We start from the raw sequence: 20,041 nt of genomic DNA, 5'->3' as shown, positions 1-20,041 counted from the left end.
AACCCGCGCAGGCCATATCACGCAAAGTGCGGTGCTTATGGCTTATGGGAATAAGGAGACGCTAGTCCGTGTTTTCTGCGTGCGCCGTATCCAATGCATAAAACTCGTGCAGTTTGGCTTGCAACAATTGTTTATCCGGCAAGCACGTTTGGTATTCAGCAATCAAGGCAGGCGAAAGGCTGCGATTAAGGGCGTACTCGACGACCTCGTCCTCTTTGCTGGCACAGAGCAGCACACCGATGGCCGGGTTTTCGTGGGGCTTGCGAACAGTGCGGTCCAGCGCCTCCAGATAAAAATCCAGCTTGCCGAGGTACTCCGGCTCAAAGCGCCCAACCTTGAGTTCGATGGCAACCAGGCAGTTGAGCCCACGGTGAAAGAAGAGCAAATCGAGCGCGAAATCCCGACTGCCGACTTGCAGGGGGTATTGAGAGCCAACAAAGCAGAAGTCGCGACCAAGCTCGGTCAGGAACGCCTTCAGCCGCCCCAGCAATCCTTGGTGCAGATCGGTCTCGGCATGGACGCCGGGCAAGTCGAGAAATTCGACCATGTAGGCGTCGCGAAATATCTCCAGGGCTGCCTTGAACTGGCGCTCCAGTTCGCGCTTCGACCATTTTTCCTGAACCGCCATTTTCAGGTAGAACTCCCGCTCTTCCGGGCGTTTGCTTTGGCCGAAAATGATCACGTTGTGCGACCAGGATAATTGTCGCGCCAGTGGTGCGACTTTTTCTTCGCCGCGATAAATTTCATAAAACTGACGCATACGAAATAGATTGGACCGGGTAAAACCTCGCAGTCCCGGTTGGGTCAGAGCCAAATGTTCAGCCAATTGACCAACCACTGAATCCCCCCACTCCGCCCGCTCAATCTTGCGACTGATATGTGCACCGACCTGCCAATACAGCTCAATCAGTTGTGTATTGACGGTCTGCATGGCCTGGTGCCTGGCACTGTTGATCAGCGCTAACACTTCGTTAAAACGATCGCCATCCGAGATACCGGTAACGCTGGAGGCATTCATGCGCAATTCCTTGAAGATGAGGTGAAGCGCGAGCTTAAACGCTCAACGAACCTTCAAATGACCGCCGATTCTGCTTGGGAAATATCGTACAAAAATACGAGAGCACTCCCGCAAAGTCGGCGGAAATGGACATTCCATAGGACTACATCGCGCGCAGGCTCACGCCTACAAGAGAACCGTTTCCTTCACACAGTCAGCGGCGAACACAACCCCAATGCAGGAGCGAGCCTGCTCGCGAAAGCGTCAGTCGAAGCAACCCCCTCATCAGCAACCAACCGAAAATTCAGTCGCAACCCCGTCCCGCTGTTCTCCGCCCACAACGTCCCGCCCTGGCGCTGCACCGCATTCCTGGCAATGCTCAACCCCAACCCGAACCCGCCATTGCCCGGCCGCGCCCCATCCAGTCGGATGAACGGATCAAAAATCCGCTGCAGATCCCCGTCAGCCACCCCGCCCCCCTGATCCTCCAGACACAGATGCCAATAACTCCCCTCCCGTCGCCCATCCAGGCGCACGATCCCACCCTCAGGCGAGTGACGAATGGCATTACGCAAAATGTTTTCCAGCGCCTGCGCCAGCGTATTGAGATTGCCGCGCACCCAGCACGACGCTTCGACGGAACACTGCAATTGCAGACTTGACCAGCCGCTTTCATAACAGGCGTTATCGGTGAGCATTTCCCACAGCGCCTGGATCTGGATGGCCTCATTCGGCAACGGTGAGCGGTCAGTATCCAGCCAGGCCAGTTGCAGCGTGTCTTCGACCAACCGTTGCATGCCGTCGACTTCACGCCCGATGCGCTCGCGCAATTGCACCAGGCTTTGCTCGCTTTCGCTGGCCACGCGCAGTCGACTCAGCGGTGTACGCAGTTCATGGGAGAGGTCGCGCAACAATTGCTGTTGCAGCGCGACGCTCGATTGCAAACGTTCGGACATCGAGTCGAACGCCCGGGCCAGTTCGCCGAGTTCGTCCGGTCGCTGGGTGATACCGCTCGACAGTCGCACATTCAATTGATCGGCGCGCCAGGCGTTGGCCTGTTCACGCAGGTTGTTCAGCGGCACCACCAGCAGGCGATACAGGCCAACGCACAGTAATAAAGTGAACAGGCCGGGAATCACGCCGTTGGTGATCACCCGCCAGAACACTCGATATTTGCCCGGCAGAAAACGCTCGGGGAGTTCGATCACCAGACTGCCAACGGAGGGGGCTTGGGGAAACGGTATGCGCAGCCACGGCCGCCCCTGCTTGTGGATCGGCCAATCGAGCCCGCGCAGAAAAGTCAGGTGCTGGATTTCCCGGTCATTGAGCGGCTCATTGCTCAACGATTGCAAGTTGCTGCCGATCACGCCGACCCAGGCGGCTTCGCGCAACTCCATGCTCTGCAACCAGCTATCGACGCCTTCGCGCCGGCCCCGCTGCCAAGCCTGCTCGGCTTCGCTGGCATAACGCATCAAGGTGCCACGCGCCTCGCTGGAGAGAAACTGATTGCGTTGCTCCATGTACCGGCCCCACGACCAGCTCAGCCAGATCATCAGCAAACAGAACGCCACCAACAGAAAGGCCAGCTTCCAGAACAGCGAATGACGCCCCGGCAGTTCAGACACTTTCATCAGCGGCACTCAACACATAGCCCTTGCCCCAGACCGTGCGCACTTCGCGCTCGGTATAACCGATGGCCTTGAGTTTGCGGCGGATCTGGCTGATGTGCATATCGAGGCTGCGGTCATGGGCCGCGTAACCGCGTTGCAGAACATGCTGATAAAGAAAGGCCTTGCTCAGCACCTCCTCATCATAGCGATCGAGGGTTTCCAGCAGGCGGAATTCGCTGCGGGTCAGCCCCGCCGGTTGTTCGCGAAAAAACACATCGCTCTGTTGATCGTCGAAGCGCAGCGTACCCGGCGCCACGGGCACGGCTACAGGCGCCGGGCGACGATCCAGGGCCACCCGCCGCAGAATCGCTTCGATGCGCACATGCAATTCGGCCATGCTGAACGGTTTGGGCAAATAGTCATCGGCGCCCAAGCGGAAACCACTGATGCGATCAGCCTCGGCCCCCAGCGCCGACATCAGCAGCACTGGCGTCGAATGACTCTGTCGCAACTGGGTCAGCACCTTGAGACCGTCCAGCCCGGGCAGCAGAATATCCACCAGCACCACGTCAAACGGTTGATGCTGAGCGATGTTCAGACCTTCCTGGCCGTTCTGGCACCACGTCACCTGAAAGCCGCTGCGGCCCAGGTGTTCGTGAACGTAGGCCCCCAGGACCGGATCGTCTTCGATGGAAAGAATGCGTGGCTGAACGACGGAAACAGGATTCATGAGTATCTGCAAATAATTCTCAGTTGAGCGCGATTATTCAAGATTGAGGGACATCGGGCAACCCAAGCCTGGCCTGCCAGACAAACGCGCACCGATGCACAGACCGACCACGACACCATTTTTCCGAAGATTGCCCGCGAGCAAATCGCTACACTGCGCCCATGCCGCGTGCCGGATGCACGCATGAGTCAACAGATCAGCGGGATGCAGGAGACAGGTGTGCTCAAGAAACTGGGAATCAAAGGTCGCGTGATGCTGCTGACCTTGTTGCCGACCAGCCTGATGGCGCTGGTGCTGGGTGGTTATTTCACCTGGACGCAGCAGTCCGACTTGCAGACCCAATTGATGCAGCGTGGCGAAATGATCGCTGAGCAACTGGCGCCGCTGGTAGCTCCCGCCATGGGCCATGGCAACAACGAATTGCTCGAACGCATTGCCATCCAGTCCCTCGAACAACCGGACATGCGCGGGGTGACCTTCCTCGCGCCGGATCGCACGCCGCTGGCCCACGCCGGCCCCACCATGCTCAATCAGGCGCCGAGCGGCGACAGCGCCCAACTGCAAAGACGCAGCGGCAATGACGCGACTCGTTACCTGATGCCGGTCTTCGGCAGACACCGCAACCTTGCCGGTGAGGTGATCCCCGAAGAGTCCGACCGCCTGCTGGGCTGGGTCGAACTGGAGCTGTCCCACAACGGCATGCTGCTGCGCGGTTATCGCAGCCTGTTCGCCAGCCTGCTGCTGATCGCCGCAGGCCTCGCTGGTGCGGCTTTGCTCGCATTGCGCATGGGGCGCACCATCAACCGCCCGCTGGGCCAGATCAAACAAGCCGTCGCGCAACTCAAGGATGGTCATCTGGAAACCCGCCTGCCACCCCTTGGCAGCCAGGAGCTCGATGAGCTGGCGTCGGGCATCAACCGCATGGCCGGCACCCTGCAAAACGCCCGCGAAGAATTGCAGCACAGTGTCGATCAAGCCACCGAAGACGTGCGCCAGAACCTGGAAACCATCGAGATCCAGAACATCGAACTGGACCTGGCCCGTAAGGAGGCGCTGGAGGCAAGCCGGATCAAATCCGAGTTCCTCGCCAACATGAGCCACGAGATTCGCACGCCGCTCAATGGCATTCTCGGCTTCACTCACCTGTTGCAGAAAAGCGAACTGACGCCGCGTCAGCTCGATTATCTGGGCACCATTGAAAAGTCCGCCGACAGCCTCCTGGGCATCATCAACGAGATCCTCGATTTCTCGAAAATCGAAGCCGGCAAACTGGTGCTCGACCATATCCCGTTCAACCTGCGCGATCTGTTGCAGGACACCTTGACGATTCTTGCCCCGGCCGCCCACGCCAAACAGCTTGAACTGGTCAGCCTGGTGTACCGCGACACGCCACTGTCGCTGGTCGGCGACCCGTTGCGCCTGAAGCAGATCCTCACCAACCTGGTCAGCAACGCGATCAAGTTCACCCGCGAAGGCACCATCGTCGCGCGAGCCATGCTTGAGGAAGAACACGAGGACAGCGTGCAACTGCGCATCAGCATTCAGGACACCGGCATCGGCTTGTCGAGCCAGGACGTACGGGCGTTGTTCCAGGCCTTCAGTCAGGCTGACAACTCGCTGTCGCGCCAACCCGGAGGCACCGGTCTGGGTCTGGTGATTTCCAAGCGACTGATCGAACAGATGGGCGGCGAAATCGGCGTCGAGAGCACGCCGGGCGAAGGCTCGGAATTCTGGATCAGCCTGAGCCTGCCCAAGGCCCGCGACGATGCCGAAGACCTGCCCTCGGCGCCGCTGCTCGGACGTCGGGTGGCGGTGCTGGAAAACCACGAACTGGCGCGTCAGGCGTTGCAGCATCAACTGGAAGACTGCGGCCTCAATGTCACACCGTTCAACACCCTGGAAAGCCTGACCAATGGCGTCACCGGCGCGCATCAGACCGATCAGGCGATTGATCTGGCGGTAATCGGCATCACCAGCAACGACATGTTGCCGGAACGTCTGAACCAGCATATCTGGGATCTCGAACACCTGGGTTGCAAAGTGTTGGTGCTGTGCCCGACCACGGAACAGACGCTGTTCCATCTGTCGGTGCCCAATCCACACAGCCAACTGCAAGCCAAACCGGCCTGCACGCGCAAACTGCGCCGGGCGCTATCGGATCTGGCCAACCCGCGCCAACCACGCACCGAACCCGGCGAGCCGCTGTCGAGTCGCGCGCCGCGAGTGCTTTGCGTCGATGACAACCCGGCCAACCTGTTGCTGGTGCAAACCCTGCTCGAAGACATGGGCGCCAAGGTCCTCGCCGTGGAAAGCGGTTACGCCGCAGTCAAAGCAGTACAGACCGAATCCTTCGACCTGGTACTGATGGACGTGCAAATGCCGGGCATGGACGGCCGCCAGAGCACCGAAACCATCCGCCAGTGGGAAAGTGAGCGGCATTGCACGCCGCTGCCGATCGTCGCCCTCACCGCCCACGCCATGGCCAACGAAAAACGTGCGTTACTGCAAAGCGGCATGGACGACTACCTGACCAAACCGATCAGCGAACGGCAACTGGCGCAGGTCGTGTTGAAGTGGACCGGTCTAGCCCTGCGCAATCAGGGGCCGGAGCGGGCCAGCGAAAGCACTGCCGGCCAAAACGAACTGCCGGTACTCGATCACGAGGAAGGTTTGCGCCTGGCTGCCGGTAAAGCAGATCTGGCGGCGGACATGCTGGCGATGTTGCTGGCCTCGCTGGAGGCCGACCGCGAAGCCATCCGCAATGCACGCGACAGCCACGATCAGAATGCACTGATCGAACGAGTCCATCGCCTGCACGGCGCCACACGCTACTGCGGCGTACCGCAATTGCGCGCCGCCTGTCAGCGCAGCGAAACCCTGCTCAAACAGGACGACCCAAAAGCCGCGCAAGCGCTCGATGAACTGGAGCGAGCGATGAACCGACTGGCAGCGCAAGCGAGGATCAGCGCCTGATCCAGCGCAATGCCGGTCGACGCAGACCCGGCTAAAGTGGATTCGGGTGCTTCAACCCGGGTCGATGTTCCAGGAGGATTCAATGCGCACAATCGTTTTCAGCAGCCAGGCCTACGACCGCGACAGTTTTCTCGCGGCCGACTGCCCGACGGACATCGAACTGCATTTTCAACCTGCCCGGCTCAGCCTCGACACCGCCGCACTGGCCGACAGGCACGAGGTGGTTTGCGCGTTCATCAATGACGATCTCGGCGCGGCGGTGCTGGAGCGACTGGCCGCCGGCGGCACCCGATTGATTGCCTTGCGCTCGGCCGGTTACAACCATGTCGATCTGGCCGCAGCCAAACGTCTCGGCCTGACCGTCGTGCGTGTCCCGGCCTACTCGCCCCATGCCGTGGCCGAACATGCTGTCGCACTGATCCTGGCCCTCAACCGACGCTTGCACCGCGCGTACAACCGCACCCGCGAGGGCGATTTCAGCCTGCACGGGCTGACCGGTTTCGATCTGGTCGGCAAGACCGTCGGCATCGTCGGCACCGGGCAGATCGGCGCCACGTTCGCGAAAATCATGCACGGTTTCGGCTGTAAATTGCTGGCCTGTGATCCGTATCCAAACCCCGACGTCCTGGCGCTCGGCGCACGCTATCTGAGCCTGCCGGAGTTGCTCGCGCAATCGCGAATCGTCAGCCTGCACTGCCCGCTCAACGAGCAGAGCAAACACCTGATCAACCGTGATTCACTGGCGCACATGCAAGCCGGCGCCATGCTGATCAACACCGGGCGCGGCGCTTTGGTCGACACGCCAGCGTTGATCGACGCCTTGAAGGACGGGCAGCTCGGCTACCTGGGGCTGGATGTGTATGAAGAAGAAGCGCAGTTGTTTTTCGAGGATCGCTCCGACCTGCCGTTGCAGGACGACGTGTTGGCGCGATTGCTGACCTTCCCGAACGTGATCATCACCGCGCATCAGGCGTTTCTGACGCATGAAGCGCTGGGCGCGATTGCCGCAACGACCCTGCACAACATCGCGACCTGGGCGGCGGGATCGCCGCAAAATCAGGTCGAGGGTTGAGGGTTTAACGTTTTATTTCGGTGATAGCGAGGACGCCAGAATCAATAGCGCCAGCCAGCCGAAGCCGAAAAGCCGCTGCTTCGCCGAGTGCCCGCTGCGCAGCAGAAACCAGACGAAAACCATTGGCAACAGGAACACCATGATCTTCAGCCAGCTTTCCACCGGACGGCTGCCATCTTCATTGATGGGCCGCGCAACCGTTTGTTCGGCCTGTTGCCGACGCCGACGCCCCGCTGCGGCCGGCATGACTTTTGGCAAAGGCTCAGGCGCCGGAGGGACAAATGCCTCGGGCACGGCCTGGTTACGCGGCAGACTGCCGAAAGAAATCGTCGAAGGCTGAACGGGGGCCGCTGCGGTCTGGGCTTGTGCGTGGGTTGGCTGCTCTGCCATCGGAGCCCCGCAATGAATGCACGCCGAGGCTTCTGAGCTGATGCTGCGCTTGCATTCATAACATTCGATAAGCGCCATGTTCCGTTCCTTCAGAGTCGAGGGCGGCAGTTTGCCATGTGTGCAAGCCGATTTGAACCTGATCGAAGGTCACAAGCGTGCGTCATTCTGCAACGTGGCCCGTGCTAGCATGTCGCGCATATTTGGAGGACCCATGGTCGAACACGATTTCCGCTACAACCTGATGAACCCGCAACACACCCTCACCGAATGCCGCGCCCTTGTTCCGGGCCGCTATCAGGTCACCGGCAATGGTGGCTCGATCCGCATCGGTGACGCCCTGTTGGTCACCCTCAAAGGCAGCAAGGACTTGTCCATGCGCCTGACCGTCGAAACCGTCCGCCACCTGATCAATCCGCCGGGCCAATGGACCGCGATGACCACGGGCCCGGTGTTCGGCGAACTGGCGATTCACACCTGGCAGGTCAACTGCGACAGCTGCGCCAAAGAGCTGAGCTTTGAATTCGCCGTCGACGCCAAGCTGGGCAAAACCGCAGAAAAACCAGCGGCTACGGCGCGCATCGCCGAACTGGGCTGGAAAGCCGTTGGCGACAAGCACCTGTGCCCGAAATGCCAGGAGCCTGCGTGATGAAACGCCTTGCCCTGGCCGCTCTGGTCGGTGTTGGCCTGATGGGCTGCGCCGCGGAGCCTGTGCAGTTGCAACAGAACCGCAGCTACATTCTGGAGTGGATCGGCGAGCGGCCGTTGATGGATTACAGCCATCTGACCGTGACACTTGGCGATGATGGTCGCGCCTATGGCAACGGCGGCTGCAACCATTGGTTCGCGCCTTACACGCTCGATGGCAACAAGTTGAGCTTCGGCAAGATCGGCAAGACCCGCAAGCTGTGCGCACCAGCACTGATGGAGCAGGAGCAGCGTTTCCTGCAGGCATTGGAAGGCGTGCAGCGCTGGGACATCTCGCCCATCGAGCAGATGCGCTTCTGGCCGGCGCAAGGCAAACCGCTGCGCTGGTGGCTGGAAGAGGGTTGATCATTTGTGGTGAGGGGACTTATCCCCTCACCACTGAAGCTCGCTTTCGGCAAAAGCTCGGCGTGCCTACTGGGTAGCCTGCAACGCCTCAAGCCTGGCCATCACCCCGGCCGCCGTCTGCTCACCCAGCAACTGCTCCCGCACCTTGCCTTTGTTGTCGATGATGTAAGTCACCGGCAACGCCTCGCTGCGCGGCAACTCGAACAACTCCGCCGGATCCTGCGCCAGCACGGTGAACTGGATGCCCAGTTTTTCGCTGGCGCTCTTCAGCTCTTCCCCCTGCACGTTGTCGAAGTTGACCCCGAACACGCCGACGTTCTTGCTCTTGAGCTCGTCTGCCAGATGGTTGAGCTCCGGAATTTCGGTCCGGCACGGCCCACACCATTCGGCCCAGTAGTTGAGCACCACCCATTGTTTGTCCAGGCGCTCGGACGCCACCTTCTGACCATTCTGGTCGATGCCGTAATCATTGCCGCAGCCCCCCAGCATCAACGCCCCGATCATGGTCAATGCCGCTGCCAATCGCCGTGTCATGTCGTGTTCCTTGTGAAAATTTGAATGCGCCTGCGACCCATCGTCTCTGAAGGTTCTGGATTGTGCGCTGCACAGTTAGAATAGCCGCCACTTTACGCCAGAAGCGACCCGCCATGACCGATCTGACGCTTTATCACAATCCGCGCTGCTCGAAATCCCGCGGCGCACTGGAACTGCTGGAAGCCCGCGGCCTGACCCCGATCGTCGTGCGTTACCTCGAAACCCCGCTGGATGCGGCGCACATCAAGGCGCTGCTCGGCAAGCTGGGGATCAGCGCACGGCAACTGCTGCGCACCGGGGAAGATGAATACAAAATGCTTCAGCTCGCCGACAGTAGCCTCAGCGAAGATCAACTGATCGCCGCCATCGCCCAGCATCCAAAACTGATGGAGCGACCGATTCTTGAAGCTGGCGACAAAGCCGTCATCGGCCGTCCGCCGGAACAGATTCTGGAGTTGCTGCCGTGAGCGCGCCGTACATTCTGGTGTTGTATTACAGCCGCAGCGGCTCGACCAACGAGATGGCGCGGCAGATTGCCCGCGGCGTTGAGCAGGCCGGTCTTGAAGCACGCCTGCGCACCGTGCCGGCGATCTCCACCGAATGCGAAGCCGTGGCCTCGGACATCCCTGATGAAGGCGCGCTCTACGCCACCCTTGATGATCTGAAGAATTGCGCCGGTCTGGCCCTCGGCAGCCCCACCCGATTCGGCAACATGGCCGCACCGCTCAAGTACTTCCTCGATGGCACCAGCAATCTGTGGCTGACCGGCGCACTGGTCGGCAAACCGGCCGGCGTGTTCACCTCCACCGCCAGCCTGCACGGCGGTCAGGAAACCACGTTGCTGTCGATGATGCTGCCCCTGCTGCACCACGGCATGCTGATCACCGGCCTGCCGTACAGCGAATCGGCGCTGCTGGAAACCCAGGGCGGCGGCACGCCTTACGGTGCCAGCCATCATGCCGGGGCTGATGGTAAAAGCGGTCTGGATCAGCACGAAGTGGCGCTGTGTCGCGCACTCGGCCTGCGTCTGGCCAAGACAGCCCAAAAACTGGAGGACTGACATGGCCAGGAAGCCGAAGATTCTACCCTCCGTCGCGTGGCTCGAGCCGCGCGTCAAAGCGATGCGGATTATCAGTCTGTTGTGCTTTTTCGGCCTGGCCGGATTGCTCGCCGCTTACTACCTGATCTTTGCCGACCTGCACGGTGCGCGACCGTGGGTGATTCTGCTGGTCGAACTGGTCCCGTGGATCGTCCTCGCGCCGGCCATGATCATGGGCAGCGCTCGCGGACATTCGTGGATGTGCTTTGTGGTGAATCTGTATTTCATCAAAGGCGCGCTGGCGGCGTATGACCCGAACCGGCAGTTGTTCGGCATTCTGGAGATGCTCGCGAGCCTGGCAGTGTTCTGCTCGGCGCTGCTGTATGTGCGGTGGCGGTATCAGTTGAATCGCAAACTGGCGGGTGAAGGCGAGATTTGCGGCGCCTGAGCCGGCGCCTTCGCGAGCAAGCCCGCTCCCACAGGGGATCCGTGGCGTCCACAAATCCGCTGTGGGAGCGGACTTGCTCGCGAAGGGGCGGACTCGGTGTCAGTGATTGACGGTATAAGCCAGCATCATCGAAATCTGGCTCATCGGCCGGCCGCCACTCTCTTCATGCCACTGGTTGAACACATTCTGCACAATGGCCAGATCGCGCAGGCTGGTCGGCGCCTTGTCGACGATCTTCTGCGCATTCAACGCCGCGACCACGTCGTAGCTCGGCACAAACGTATCCTTGCCGACCATGCGCAAAAAGCGCGGCGCCGATAGCCCGCCCAACTGATGGCCGTGCTTTTTCAGGTAGGTCCACAGACCGACAATATCGGTCACCGGCCAGTCGGCAATCAACGCGCCGAAACTGCCCTTCTCCTTCTCCACATCCAGAATGAACTGCGCATTGCGCGGCACACTCTTGAGCTTGCCCAAGTGGCGGATGATCCGCGCGTCCTGCATCAAGCGTTCAAGGTGCTCGGCGCTCATCAGCACGACTTTTTCCGGGTCGAACTTGAAGAACACCTCTTCAAACGCCGGCCATTTGGCGTCGACCAAGCTGTGCTTGAGCCCGGCGCGAAACACGCGCAGGGCCATGGTCGAGAGGTAGCGATCATCGCTGATCTTGCGCAGTTGCGCCGGGGTCTTGGGAACGGGCAGATGGGCTTCCAGTTCAGCCGCTGAACCAAAACGGTTCAGACAGTATTCGTGCAGCCACTTGTAATCGCGCATGCCCTCTCCTGTTGAGTGAAGCGAAGAAACCAATGTGTGCGGGCAAGCCCGCTCCCACAGGGATGGTGTTTACAGGTTGACGACGTTAACGAAGCGCGAAGCCGCCGTTTCGTCGATCTTCAGGCTGGTGAAGTCGAACAGGTTGCGGTCAGCCAGTTGCGACGGCACCACATTCTGCAAACTGCGGAAGATGCTTTCGGTGCGACCCGGGGTCTTGCGATCCCAGTCCTGAAGCATTTCCTTGACCACCTGACGCTGCAGGTTTTCCTGCGAACCGCAGAGGTTGCACGGGATGATCGGGAATGCCTTGAAGTCCGAGTACGCCTGAATGTCCTTCTCGTTGCAGTAGGCCAGCGGGCGGATTACCACGTTGCGACCGTCGTCGGCGCGCAGCTTGGGCGGCATCGCCTTGAGCGAGCCGTTGAAGAACATGTTGAGGAAGAACGTTTCAACGATGTCGTCGCGGTGATGACCGAGGGCCATTTTGGTCGCACCGATTTCATCGGCAAAGGTGTACAGCGTGCCACGACGCAGGCGCGAGCACAGCGAGCAGGTGGTCTTGCCTTCCGGAATCAGCTCTTTGACCACCGAGTAAGTGTCTTTCTCGACGATGTGGTACTCGATGCCCAGTTCTTTGAGGTAGGCCGGCAGCACGTGCTCCGGGAAGCCCGGCTGCTTCTGGTCCATGTTCACGGCGACGATCTCGAACTTGATCGGCGCAACCTTCTGCAGGTGCATCAGTACGTCGAGCATGGTGTAGCTGTCCTTGCCCCCGGACAGGCAGACCATGACCTTGTCGCCGTCTTCGATCATGTTGAAATCGGCGACCGCTTCGCCGGCCAGGCGGCGCAGGCGCTTTTGCAGTTTGTTCTGATTGACCGTAAGAGTGCCCATGACGCGAAATCCGTGAGGTGTGACGAAAGGCCGGCATTTTACGCAAAAACCCTGAGGTTGTGGTCACAGGTTGTCGCCACTGGCCGATTCGCCTTTTACAGACCCCACGGCGATTAACCCGTGTGTTTACAGCGCGATTTGCTCTAACCCCCTGGTCCCGGTGCGGTTCAGACCTTTCTATACTGCGACGTAAGGTCGCACGCATTTGAAGACCTGAACTTGCTCGGCCTCATTGGCCCGTAGGCGCTCCGCTGGGGGGCGATGGCAATAACAAGAGGAGTGACTGGCATGATCCATCACGTAGTGGGACTTTTTACCCACCCCGATCAGGAATGGAAAGAAATCCGTGGCGACCAAGAGGAAAGCATCAGCCACATGTACCTGACGCACACGCTGATCCTGGCGGCTATCCCGGCTGTCTCGGCCTTCATCGGCACCACTCAGGTCGGCTGGGTGATCGGCAACCGCGCCCCCGTGATGCTCACGGTCGAAAGCGCGATCTGGATGACGGTCATGTCTTATCTGGCGATGCTCGGCGGCGTCGCGGTCATGGGGGCCTTCGTGCACTGGATGGCGCGCACCTATGACGCCAACCCGAGCCTGGCCCGTTGCGTTGCATTCGCCACTTACACCGCGACACCGCTGTTCGTCGGCGGGTTGGCGGCGTTGTATCCGCATATGTGGCTGGGGATGATCGTCGGTACGGCGGCCATCTGCTACACGGTGTATCTGCTCTATGTCGGTCTTCCGACCTTCATGAATATTCCATCCGACGAGGGTTTTCTGTTTTCCAGCTCGGTGCTGGCGGTGGGTCTGGTGGTGCTCGTGGCCATCATGGCGTTCACCGTGATCGTCTGGGGGCTGGGCGTCGGCCCGGTCTATACCAACTAGAAAAGCGTCCTGCCTGAGAAAAACCAGACCTGCCAATAGAGGCCGCCGCAAGGCGGCCTTCTCGCGTGCAGGATGACCATTCGGCAGCTCGGCGATTCGCAAGTCCCAAGGGTTGCGGCATACTCGACACCTCTGGAGATCCATCAAGCATGCCCGAGCAACTCAATACCCGCGTCGAAGACTGCTACCAACTCGCTGAATCCTTTTTCAAACGTCACTTCCAACGCCCTGTGGTGAGCCTCAAGCTGCGCGGGCAAAAAGCCGGGGTCGCGCATCTGCACGAGAACCTGCTGCGCTTCAACCCACAGCTGTACCGGGAAAACACCGAGCATTTCCTCAAGCAGACCGTGGCCCATGAAGTCGCGCACCTGATCGCCCATCAACTGTTTGGCGACCGCATTCAGCCCCACGGCGAGGAGTGGCAACTGATCATGCGCGGCGTTTATGAACTGCCGCCGGATCGCTGCCATACCTATCAAGTCAAACGCCGCAGCGTGACGCGCTATATCTATAAATGCCCGTGTGCAGACAGCGATTTTCCGTTTTCGGCGCAGCGTCACAGCCTGGTGCGGCAGGGGCGGCGGTATTTGTGCCGGCGGTGCCGGAACACGTTGGTATTCAGTGGTGAAATGCGGGTGGAATAAGTGTTGTTACAACTGGCCCCATCGCTAGCACTGGCTCTAAAGAATTACTTTGGCAACACGCCATTCGGTAATCCGCTGCGCACTAAACCCCAACGCCCCCAACACCTGATCCGTATGCTCCCCCAACACCGCCCCGACATGCCGCGGCGCCGGTAAAGCCTCGGAAAACTTCAGCGGACACGCCATCTGCGCCTGCGTCGTGCCATCTCCCCGCGGCACCTGCGTCACCAGTTCCCGCGCCTGCAACTGTGGATGCTGCAGCGCCTCACCCAGGCTCAACACCGGCTCGACACAGGCATCGAGCCCGGCAAACAGCGCGCACAGTTCGGCAAAGTCATGCTTCTCGAATTCAACCTTCAACGCCTCCTTGAGCGCCTGCTGTTGCTCAGGCTTGGGTGACAGGCCGTACGCCGCCAGCTCCGGCCGGCCCAGCGCCGTACACAGTGGCTGCATGAAACCCGGCTCCAAACTGCCCACCGACATCCAGCGCCCATCGCGGGAACGGTAATAGTCGTAGAAGCTGCCGCCATTGAGCATCTGGTCTTCCCACCCCGGCTCCTCGCCGCAAGCCAGATAGCCGGCGCCGGCCATGGCATTGAGGCTGAAGGCGCAGTCCGTCATGCTCACGTCCAGATGCGTGCCCTGCCCGGTTTGCTGACGCGCAATCACCGCCGCCAACAGACCGACAACCCCATGCAGCGAGCCGCCGGCGACATCGGCCACCTGCATGCCCAGCGGCAGAGGCCCGCTGTCGGCGCGGCCGGTGTAACTGGACAGCCCGGCCAGGGCCAGATAGTTAATGTCGTGGCCGGCGCGATCCTTGTAAGGCCCGGTCTGGCCGTAACCGGTGATCGACACGTAAATCAGCTTCGGATTGATGGCTTTCAACGCCTCGTAACCCAGCCCCAAACGCTCCATCACACCGGGGCGAAACTGCTCAAGCACAATGTCGTAATCGCCCAGCAACTGCTTGATCACGTCCAGCGCCGCGGGCTGTTTCAAGTCCAGCGCCAGGCTGCGCTTGTTGCGATTGAGATACGCGTGGCTGGCTGATACCCCGCCGTCATGGGGCGGCAGCACCCGCAGCAGATCCATGCGCGTGGGCGACTCGATGCGCAGCACGTCGGCGCCCATGTCCGCCAGCAGCAGCGAGGCGAAGGGCCCCGGCAACAACGTCGAGAAATCCAGAATCTTCAGTGAGGCCAGCGGTGCGGACATGGGCGATCTCCTTGTGCGATGCACTCAGCCTAGGCAGCTAACCGCCATGCGGCAATCACCGGATGTGTCAGTAAACATGACCGTTGTGCTCAAATCGCAGGCCAAAAAAAACCCGCCGAAGCGGGTTTTTTCATGCAAGCACGAGTTAGCTGACGCTGTTAGGGGTTGGGCCTTCAGCCACACCCAGGTCATCTTCTTCACGCACATCGGAGATACCACGACCGCCCGAGGCCAGCTCGGATTGCAGCACGTCGGTGTCCAGCTCATTCACCCACTTGGCCACAACGAGGGTGGCAACGGCGTTGCCGACCAGGTTGGTCAGCGCGCGAGCTTCGGACATGAAGCGGTCGATACCCAGGATCAGCGCCAGACCGGCCACCGGCAGGTGACCGACCGCCGACAGCGTGGCCGCCAGCACGATGAAGCCCGAACCGGTGACACCGGCAGCGCCTTTGGAGGACAGCAGCAGCACCAGCAGCAGGGTGATCTGGTGAGTGATGTCCATGTGGGTGTCGGTCGCTTGAGCGATGAACACGGCCGCCATGGTCAGGTAGATCGAAGTACCGTCGAGGTTGAACGAGTAACCGGTCGGGATCACCAGACCCACAACGGATTTCTTCGCGCCCAGACGCTCCATCTTGATCAGCATGCGTGGCAGCGCCGACTCGGACGAGGAAGTACCCAGCACGATCAGCAGTTCTTCACGGATGTAGCGAACCAGTTTCAACACGCTGAAACCATGCGCGCGGCAGATGGAGCCCAGCACCACGACGACGAACAGTACGCAGGTGATGTAGAAGCAGATCATCAGTTGACCCAACTGCACCAGCGAGCCGACACCGTAAGCACCGATGGTGAAGGCCATGGCACCCAGCGCACCGAGCGGCGCCAGTTTCATGATCATGTTGATGATGTTGAACATCACATGCGCGAAGCGATCAATCAGGTCCAGCAGCGGACGGCCGTAGGAACCGAGGCGATGCAGGGCGTAACCGAAAATCACCGAGAACATCAGCACTTGCAGGATATCGCCGGTGGCGAATGCACCGACAATGGTGTTCGGGATGACGTTAAGCAGGAAACCGACGATGCTCTGGTCTTTACTGGCCGTGACATAGGAGGCGATTTTCGAGGCATCCAGCGTTGTCACGTCGATGTGCATGCCGGCGCCCGGCTGCACAACGTTGACCACCACCAGACCGATCAGCAAGGCGATGGTGGAAACCACTTCGAAGTACAACAGCGCGTAGCCGCCGGTCTTGCCCACCGACTTCATGCTCTGCATACCCGCGATACCGCTGACAACGGTACAGAAGATGATCGGCGCGATGACCATTTTGATCAGTTTGATGAACCCGTCACCCAGCGGCTTGAGCGCCACACCGGTCTGCGGATAGAAGTGACCGACCAGAATGCCGATGGCGATGGCAACGATCACCTGGAAATACAGGGATTTATACAGTGGCTGACGAGTCGTCATTGCAAGTGTCCTCAAGCGTCTCGCTGGGCAACATCCATCTGTTGTCCGCAAAACCTTAAATTGCGAACCCTCCTGCACTGGAGGGATTTGTTGTGTCGAATGGCGCTTTATCCTGCGGATCAACGCACGCTTCTGACACTCCTATCGCAAGCGTCGTGCCACGTTGGTGCATTTCGCGGCAAGCCTTTTGATATCAGGGATTGCAGGCTCATAGATGTCAGCGTTCGTCGCCCCTGCCCTGGCGGATTTCCGCCAACCCACCGCTTCTCGTCCTACAATTTGGCGGAAATCCGCCTTGTTGCCCTTGATGCACCCCGGCTACCATCCGGCGCCTGAGAAAGGATTTGCCGCTTATGCGCGAACGCACCATTGCCAGCCATTTCGCCCGTGCCGCCCTCGGCGGCGCACGTCGCTCAGGGTTCGACTATTCGGGCCTGTTGCAGCAACTGGGGATCAGCCCTGAATTGCTCGACGAGCCTCGTGCACGCATTGCCCCGGAGCAGTTCACCCGTTTGATCCAGGCACTGTGGCTGGTGCTGGACGACGAATACCTGGGATTGGGCAACGCACCAAGCAAACCCGGCAGCTTCGCCATGATGTGCCACGCCTCGATTCATTGCCGCAACCTGGAGAAAGCCCTGCAACGCGGTTTGTTGTTCTACAGCCTGTTCCCCCAGGCCCCGCGCCTGACCCTGAGCCGCGAAGACGAATGGGTGCGGCTGAGCCTTGACGATTCGCAGCTATGGGACCCGGATCACTTTCTCAGCGAGAGCCTGCTGGTGATCTGGCATCGCCTGGGCAGTTGGCTGATCGGCCAGCGCATTCGCCTGGAACACGCCACGTTCAGCTATGCGAAACCGGCGCATGGCGCTGAATACGATCTGCTGTTCCCCTGCCCCACGACGTTCGGCACCGCGCAAAGCAGCCTGCTGTTTCACAGTCGCTACCTGCCCATGCCCTTGCTGCAGGACGAACGCACCCTCAAGCATTTCCTCGAACGCTCCCCGGCGGATCTGCTGTCACGCCCGGATGACGGCGACAGCCTGAGCAGCCGCTTGCGTCGCTTGCTCAGCCGCGACACGGCGAACTGGCCGGATCTGGAAGCGGTGGCCGCGCACCTGCACATCAGCCCGCAGACCCTGCGTCGGCATTTGCGCGAGGAAGGCAGCAGTTTTCAGGAGTTGAAAGATCAGTTGCGGCGGGATATCGCCATCTACCATTTGGGGCGGGCGGATCTGTCGTTGCAGCAGATTGCCGAACAGCTCGGGTTTTCCGAACCGTCGGCGTTTCACCGGGCGTTCAAGAAGTGGACAGGGCTGACGCCGGGGGCTTATCGGGCGCAGGAGCATTAACAGCAAACGCGGCCCGGGATGAGCGATCCTTTAAGCTGTTATTCGATGTCTATAGCCTGAACACGAACTTGTCGACAACCAGATTGGTTCCTATTCCCGGCGGGGAAATATGCAGGAGCTCGAGTCGAACAATACCCGGTCTAGAAAAAATCAACGTCTGCTGGATTCCAATATTTCCCGGAGTAGCGAAACGCTTTTCTTCAAGTAAATTTTCCTGCCGGTCATATGTGCGGTAAATGAACTCGGCACCTGCCCAACCGTTCATCACAGCTCCAAACTGAATCGATGAGTAGGCCATTTTGAAATCCAACCGAGTAGTACCCGTGTCGTTTAGCACGGCATAGAGTGATTTACCGTCATTTATTCCAGGTGTATGAGCGCTGCCCGTCAATATGCTTGCATAGCGACCTGCCCCCGGTAGCACAGTGATAAACATACTCGGCAGTTCGACCCTCTCTCCAACAGGAAAGATCATCCCTTCCGGATAGGCTTCGAAGTCTTCAGAAAGAATAGGAACAACCTCGCCTATCACCTGCGCGGTGGCAGCCTTCGAAGTGCCGATCACAGCGCCCTCTCTGACTTGATCATAAACAACTTCGACACGGCTGTCGGCAATGACTTTGTTGTTAGGGATCTCCCATGATATCTGCCCGGGAACCTGTGTGATCGGCATTGTTGCTGCATGGGTAGCAACTTCGCTGCCCCCGAGCATCGCGGTGAACTTCAAGTGGATTTCATCCCCGGCTCTCCAGACCCTGTCGACCAGATGGATCAATGCCCATAACGGACCGCCTTTCATCTTCGTCAGATCGACAATGCTTGAGTCGTCATCGTTCTCGGTGGGGATTTCCCTGAGGACTACCGGTTCCAGCGTTACACGTTCGGTATCGACATCAGCCTCGACCACCTTCGACCAGCGCCGCTTGTCCGTCGGGTTATTGAGCTGATCGACCACCGTGTAGGAAATCTCGAATCGAGGACTGTTGCCAGCCAGTTCGAACATTTCCCGGGTAATAGTGATCACGTACGGTTTGCCGACCTGCTCGGGCTGGACGGTGAAATTAAAGCGATAGCGATTGAGTTCCAGCGTGACTTTGTCGTAGGCCCGCCGAAAGATGTAGGACAGCGTGCAGGGAACGCCCGCGTCCGTTTCTTCCTCACCGATGTGGGGTGGGTCGCCCAACTCGGCAGGCAGGCTGATCTCGAGGGTGGGATGAGCGCCGGTACCCGGCACATTGTTGCCGCCAGGAAGATCTCGGTGATACAGAACCCATGACTCGGTCGAGGGGCCGCTGTTGCCACTGGCGCGCTCCACCTCGTAAGTAAAGACGTGCACGCCGTCGTCGAGCTGTGACTGGTACACATAGAAATACACCGGATCATTCTGCTCGGCGGGCGTTACCGGCTTACGCTCGATCAGTTGCCGCACGCTATCGCGAGGCCCCTTCATGTAGAGCGCGATATTCAGATACACGCCGCCCTTAGGCGGATCGACTATCGCCTGCACCGCACCCTCACGATTACCGTCGCGTTTGACCACTTCTTTAAAACTGGCCTGCGGCAGCCCTTCCACCGGCACGTTGGCAGGCGGCGGCGGACTGACGATAACGTCGGAAGTAGCACCGGCAAATTTCACAGGATAATTGATCAATACACCGGCATCTGGCTGATCGATGGTCATCGCACGGGTTCCTTGCTGCACAGGTCGCGCTATGCGACGGATAGCAAGAATCAGACACCGCAGCGGTTGCACTGGCTACTGTAAGAACTAACAGGTATGCGGCTTTTTCCGACGGACGGCAAGCTCGCAGGATGGGTTGGCTGGACGGGCGCTTTCGCGAGCAGGCTCACTTGTATGGTAGGACTTGAAGGGAGGAGGAGGGACAAGGCTCGATTCTGACTGTTAGCGCAGTACAGACCGTGGGAGATTTCACCCTCCTCCTTT

Annotated in this window: 20 protein-coding genes; 10 read left to right on the top strand and 10 right to left on the bottom strand. The window is 59.8% G+C overall.

Annotated elements, in window-relative coordinates:
- Positions 1–61: 61 nt before the first annotated feature.
- The 3 genes from ACIOWA_RS22545 to ACIOWA_RS22535 form a co-directional block, all read right to left on the bottom strand.
- Positions 62–1,018 (bottom strand): YhcG family protein, encoded by a 957-nt coding sequence (locus ACIOWA_RS22545; RefSeq protein WP_401162002.1) that lies wholly within the window; start codon positions 1,016–1,018, stop codon positions 62–64.
- A gap of 185 nt (positions 1,019–1,203) precedes the next feature.
- Complete coding sequence (locus ACIOWA_RS22540) at positions 1,204–2,628, bottom strand: histidine kinase sensor domain-containing protein (RefSeq protein ID WP_401162000.1); 1,425 nt, start codon at positions 2,626–2,628, stop codon at positions 1,204–1,206.
- Complete coding sequence (locus tag ACIOWA_RS22535; protein WP_339464079.1) at positions 2,615–3,337, bottom strand: response regulator transcription factor; 723 nt, start codon at positions 3,335–3,337, stop codon at positions 2,615–2,617. The genes ACIOWA_RS22540 and ACIOWA_RS22535 overlap by 14 nt, the downstream gene beginning before the upstream one ends.
- Before the next feature lie 219 nt (positions 3,338–3,556).
- Here ACIOWA_RS22535 and ACIOWA_RS22530 point away from each other — a divergent pair, with 219 nt between their 5' ends.
- Together ACIOWA_RS22530 and ACIOWA_RS22525 are read left to right on the top strand one after the other, a co-directional pair.
- Positions 3,557–6,310, top strand: coding sequence for a response regulator (locus tag ACIOWA_RS22530; protein ID WP_401162007.1), 2,754 nt, complete (start codon positions 3,557–3,559; stop codon positions 6,308–6,310).
- Between the two features lie 82 nt (positions 6,311–6,392).
- Positions 6,393–7,382: a 2-hydroxyacid dehydrogenase gene (locus ACIOWA_RS22525; RefSeq protein ID WP_339430837.1), complete on the top strand. Its 990-nt coding sequence runs from the start codon at positions 6,393–6,395 to the stop codon at positions 7,380–7,382.
- Positions 7,383–7,394: 12 nt separating this feature from the next.
- On the opposite strand, the gene ACIOWA_RS22520 is transcribed toward ACIOWA_RS22525, so the two are convergent.
- A complete protein-coding gene (locus ACIOWA_RS22520; RefSeq protein ID WP_339430838.1) occupies positions 7,395–7,850 on the bottom strand; it encodes a hypothetical protein in 456 nt (151 codons plus the stop codon).
- Between the two features lie 133 nt (positions 7,851–7,983).
- Here ACIOWA_RS22520 and ACIOWA_RS22515 point away from each other — a divergent pair, with 133 nt between their 5' ends.
- Positions 7,984–8,418, top strand: a complete 435-nt coding sequence (locus ACIOWA_RS22515; protein ID WP_008079168.1) for a hypothetical protein — start codon at positions 7,984–7,986, stop codon at positions 8,416–8,418.
- Positions 8,418–8,822, top strand: a complete 405-nt coding sequence (locus ACIOWA_RS22510; protein ID WP_339430839.1) for an META domain-containing protein — start codon at positions 8,418–8,420, stop codon at positions 8,820–8,822. Before ACIOWA_RS22515 ends, ACIOWA_RS22510 begins: the two co-directional genes overlap by 1 nt.
- A 66-nt stretch (positions 8,823–8,888) precedes the next feature.
- Here ACIOWA_RS22510 and ACIOWA_RS22505 read toward each other — a convergent pair whose 3' ends face one another.
- Positions 8,889–9,356, bottom strand: coding sequence for a TlpA disulfide reductase family protein (locus ACIOWA_RS22505; protein ID WP_339430840.1), 468 nt, complete (start codon positions 9,354–9,356; stop codon positions 8,889–8,891).
- A 113-nt stretch (positions 9,357–9,469) separates the two neighbouring features.
- On the opposite strand from ACIOWA_RS22505, the gene arsC reads away from it, so the two are divergent.
- Genes arsC through ACIOWA_RS22490 form a run of 3 tightly spaced genes read left to right on the top strand, consistent with a single transcriptional unit; the run spans position 9,470 to position 10,843 of the window.
- Positions 9,470–9,823, top strand: coding sequence for an arsenate reductase (glutaredoxin) (gene arsC, locus ACIOWA_RS22500; RefSeq protein WP_339430841.1), 354 nt, complete (start codon positions 9,470–9,472; stop codon positions 9,821–9,823).
- A complete protein-coding gene (gene wrbA / locus ACIOWA_RS22495; RefSeq protein WP_221733022.1) occupies positions 9,820–10,416 on the top strand; it encodes an NAD(P)H:quinone oxidoreductase in 597 nt (198 codons plus the stop codon). The genes arsC and wrbA overlap by 4 nt, the downstream gene beginning before the upstream one ends.
- 1 nt (position 10,417) lies before the next feature.
- On the top strand, positions 10,418–10,843 hold the full coding sequence (locus ACIOWA_RS22490; protein WP_339430842.1) for a DUF2069 domain-containing protein: 426 nt from the start codon (positions 10,418–10,420) through the stop codon (positions 10,841–10,843).
- 99 nt (positions 10,844–10,942) lie between these two features.
- On the opposite strand, the gene ACIOWA_RS22485 is transcribed toward ACIOWA_RS22490, so the two are convergent.
- Together ACIOWA_RS22485 and ttcA are read right to left on the bottom strand one after the other, a co-directional pair.
- The gene (locus tag ACIOWA_RS22485) at positions 10,943–11,617 is read right to left on the bottom strand and encodes a DNA-3-methyladenine glycosylase I (protein WP_123534540.1); all 675 of its coding nucleotides are present in this window, start codon (positions 11,615–11,617) and stop codon (positions 10,943–10,945) included.
- A 69-nt stretch (positions 11,618–11,686) separates the two neighbouring features.
- A complete protein-coding gene (gene ttcA, locus ACIOWA_RS22480) occupies positions 11,687–12,511 on the bottom strand; it encodes a tRNA 2-thiocytidine(32) synthetase TtcA (RefSeq protein WP_401161995.1) in 825 nt (274 codons plus the stop codon).
- 288 nt (positions 12,512–12,799) lie between these two features.
- Here ttcA and ACIOWA_RS22475 point away from each other — a divergent pair, with 288 nt between their 5' ends.
- Entirely contained in the window at positions 12,800–13,402 is a 603-nt protein-coding gene (locus ACIOWA_RS22475; RefSeq protein WP_007917515.1) for a Yip1 family protein, read from the top strand.
- Between the two features lie 149 nt (positions 13,403–13,551).
- The gene (locus ACIOWA_RS22470; RefSeq protein WP_221733026.1) at positions 13,552–14,046 is read left to right on the top strand and encodes a SprT family zinc-dependent metalloprotease; all 495 of its coding nucleotides are present in this window, start codon (positions 13,552–13,554) and stop codon (positions 14,044–14,046) included.
- A 36-nt stretch (positions 14,047–14,082) separates the two neighbouring features.
- On the opposite strand, the gene ACIOWA_RS22465 is transcribed toward ACIOWA_RS22470, so the two are convergent.
- Together ACIOWA_RS22465 and ACIOWA_RS22460 are read right to left on the bottom strand one after the other, a co-directional pair.
- Positions 14,083–15,264, bottom strand: a complete 1,182-nt coding sequence (locus ACIOWA_RS22465; protein ID WP_339464078.1) for a CaiB/BaiF CoA-transferase family protein — start codon at positions 15,262–15,264, stop codon at positions 14,083–14,085.
- 145 nt (positions 15,265–15,409) lie between these two features.
- The gene (locus ACIOWA_RS22460) at positions 15,410–16,744 is read right to left on the bottom strand and encodes a dicarboxylate/amino acid:cation symporter (protein ID WP_339430846.1); all 1,335 of its coding nucleotides are present in this window, start codon (positions 16,742–16,744) and stop codon (positions 15,410–15,412) included.
- Positions 16,745–17,097: 353 nt separating this feature from the next.
- Here ACIOWA_RS22460 and ACIOWA_RS22455 point away from each other — a divergent pair, with 353 nt between their 5' ends.
- Positions 17,098–18,096: an AraC family transcriptional regulator gene (locus ACIOWA_RS22455; RefSeq protein ID WP_339464077.1), complete on the top strand. Its 999-nt coding sequence runs from the start codon at positions 17,098–17,100 to the stop codon at positions 18,094–18,096.
- A 49-nt stretch (positions 18,097–18,145) separates the two neighbouring features.
- On the opposite strand, the gene ACIOWA_RS22450 is transcribed toward ACIOWA_RS22455, so the two are convergent.
- Positions 18,146–19,777 carry a hypothetical protein gene (locus ACIOWA_RS22450; protein WP_401161992.1) on the bottom strand — a complete coding sequence of 544 codons (1,632 nt, stop codon included), beginning with the start codon at positions 19,775–19,777 and terminating at the stop codon, positions 18,146–18,148.
- Positions 19,778–20,041 lie beyond the last annotated feature (264 nt).

The organism is Pseudomonas sp. NPDC087614 (assembly GCF_044743485.1).
Taxonomy (GTDB): Bacteria; Pseudomonadota; Gammaproteobacteria; order Pseudomonadales; family Pseudomonadaceae; genus Aquipseudomonas; species Aquipseudomonas baetica_A.
The sequence above is the reverse complement of the archived record's forward strand: the minus strand, read 5'-3'. Positions and strand labels throughout refer to the sequence as shown.

What these genes read in the sequence shown, in the direction of transcription:
- ACIOWA_RS22545 (WP_401162002.1), bottom strand. Translation starts at nt 1,018, where the DNA reads ATGAATGCCTCCAGCGTTACCGGTATCTCGGATGGCGATCGTTTTAAC.
- ACIOWA_RS22540 (WP_401162000.1), bottom strand. Translation starts at nt 2,628, where the DNA reads ATGAAAGTGTCTGAACTGCCGGGGCGTCATTCGCTGTTCTGGAAGCTG.
- ACIOWA_RS22535 (WP_339464079.1), bottom strand. Translation starts at nt 3,337, where the DNA reads ATGAATCCTGTTTCCGTCGTTCAGCCACGCATTCTTTCCATCGAAGAC.
- ACIOWA_RS22525 (WP_339430837.1), top strand. Translation starts at nt 6,393, where the DNA reads ATGCGCACAATCGTTTTCAGCAGCCAGGCCTACGACCGCGACAGTTTT.
- ACIOWA_RS22520 (WP_339430838.1), bottom strand. Translation starts at nt 7,850, where the DNA reads ATGGCGCTTATCGAATGTTATGAATGCAAGCGCAGCATCAGCTCAGAA.
- ACIOWA_RS22515 (WP_008079168.1), top strand. Translation starts at nt 7,984, where the DNA reads ATGGTCGAACACGATTTCCGCTACAACCTGATGAACCCGCAACACACC.
- ACIOWA_RS22510 (WP_339430839.1), top strand. Translation starts at nt 8,418, where the DNA reads ATGAAACGCCTTGCCCTGGCCGCTCTGGTCGGTGTTGGCCTGATGGGC.
- ACIOWA_RS22505 (WP_339430840.1), bottom strand. Translation starts at nt 9,356, where the DNA reads ATGACACGGCGATTGGCAGCGGCATTGACCATGATCGGGGCGTTGATG.
- arsC (WP_339430841.1), top strand. Translation starts at nt 9,470, where the DNA reads ATGACCGATCTGACGCTTTATCACAATCCGCGCTGCTCGAAATCCCGC.
- ACIOWA_RS22490 (WP_339430842.1), top strand. Translation starts at nt 10,418, where the DNA reads ATGGCCAGGAAGCCGAAGATTCTACCCTCCGTCGCGTGGCTCGAGCCG.
- ACIOWA_RS22485 (WP_123534540.1), bottom strand. Translation starts at nt 11,617, where the DNA reads ATGCGCGATTACAAGTGGCTGCACGAATACTGTCTGAACCGTTTTGGT.
- ttcA (WP_401161995.1), bottom strand. Translation starts at nt 12,511, where the DNA reads ATGGGCACTCTTACGGTCAATCAGAACAAACTGCAAAAGCGCCTGCGC.
- ACIOWA_RS22475 (WP_007917515.1), top strand. Translation starts at nt 12,800, where the DNA reads ATGATCCATCACGTAGTGGGACTTTTTACCCACCCCGATCAGGAATGG.
- ACIOWA_RS22470 (WP_221733026.1), top strand. Translation starts at nt 13,552, where the DNA reads ATGCCCGAGCAACTCAATACCCGCGTCGAAGACTGCTACCAACTCGCT.
- ACIOWA_RS22465 (WP_339464078.1), bottom strand. Translation starts at nt 15,264, where the DNA reads ATGTCCGCACCGCTGGCCTCACTGAAGATTCTGGATTTCTCGACGTTG.
- ACIOWA_RS22460 (WP_339430846.1), bottom strand. Translation starts at nt 16,744, where the DNA reads ATGACGACTCGTCAGCCACTGTATAAATCCCTGTATTTCCAGGTGATC.
- ACIOWA_RS22455 (WP_339464077.1), top strand. Translation starts at nt 17,098, where the DNA reads ATGCGCGAACGCACCATTGCCAGCCATTTCGCCCGTGCCGCCCTCGGC.
- ACIOWA_RS22450 (WP_401161992.1), bottom strand. Translation starts at nt 19,777, where the DNA reads ATGACCATCGATCAGCCAGATGCCGGTGTATTGATCAATTATCCTGTG.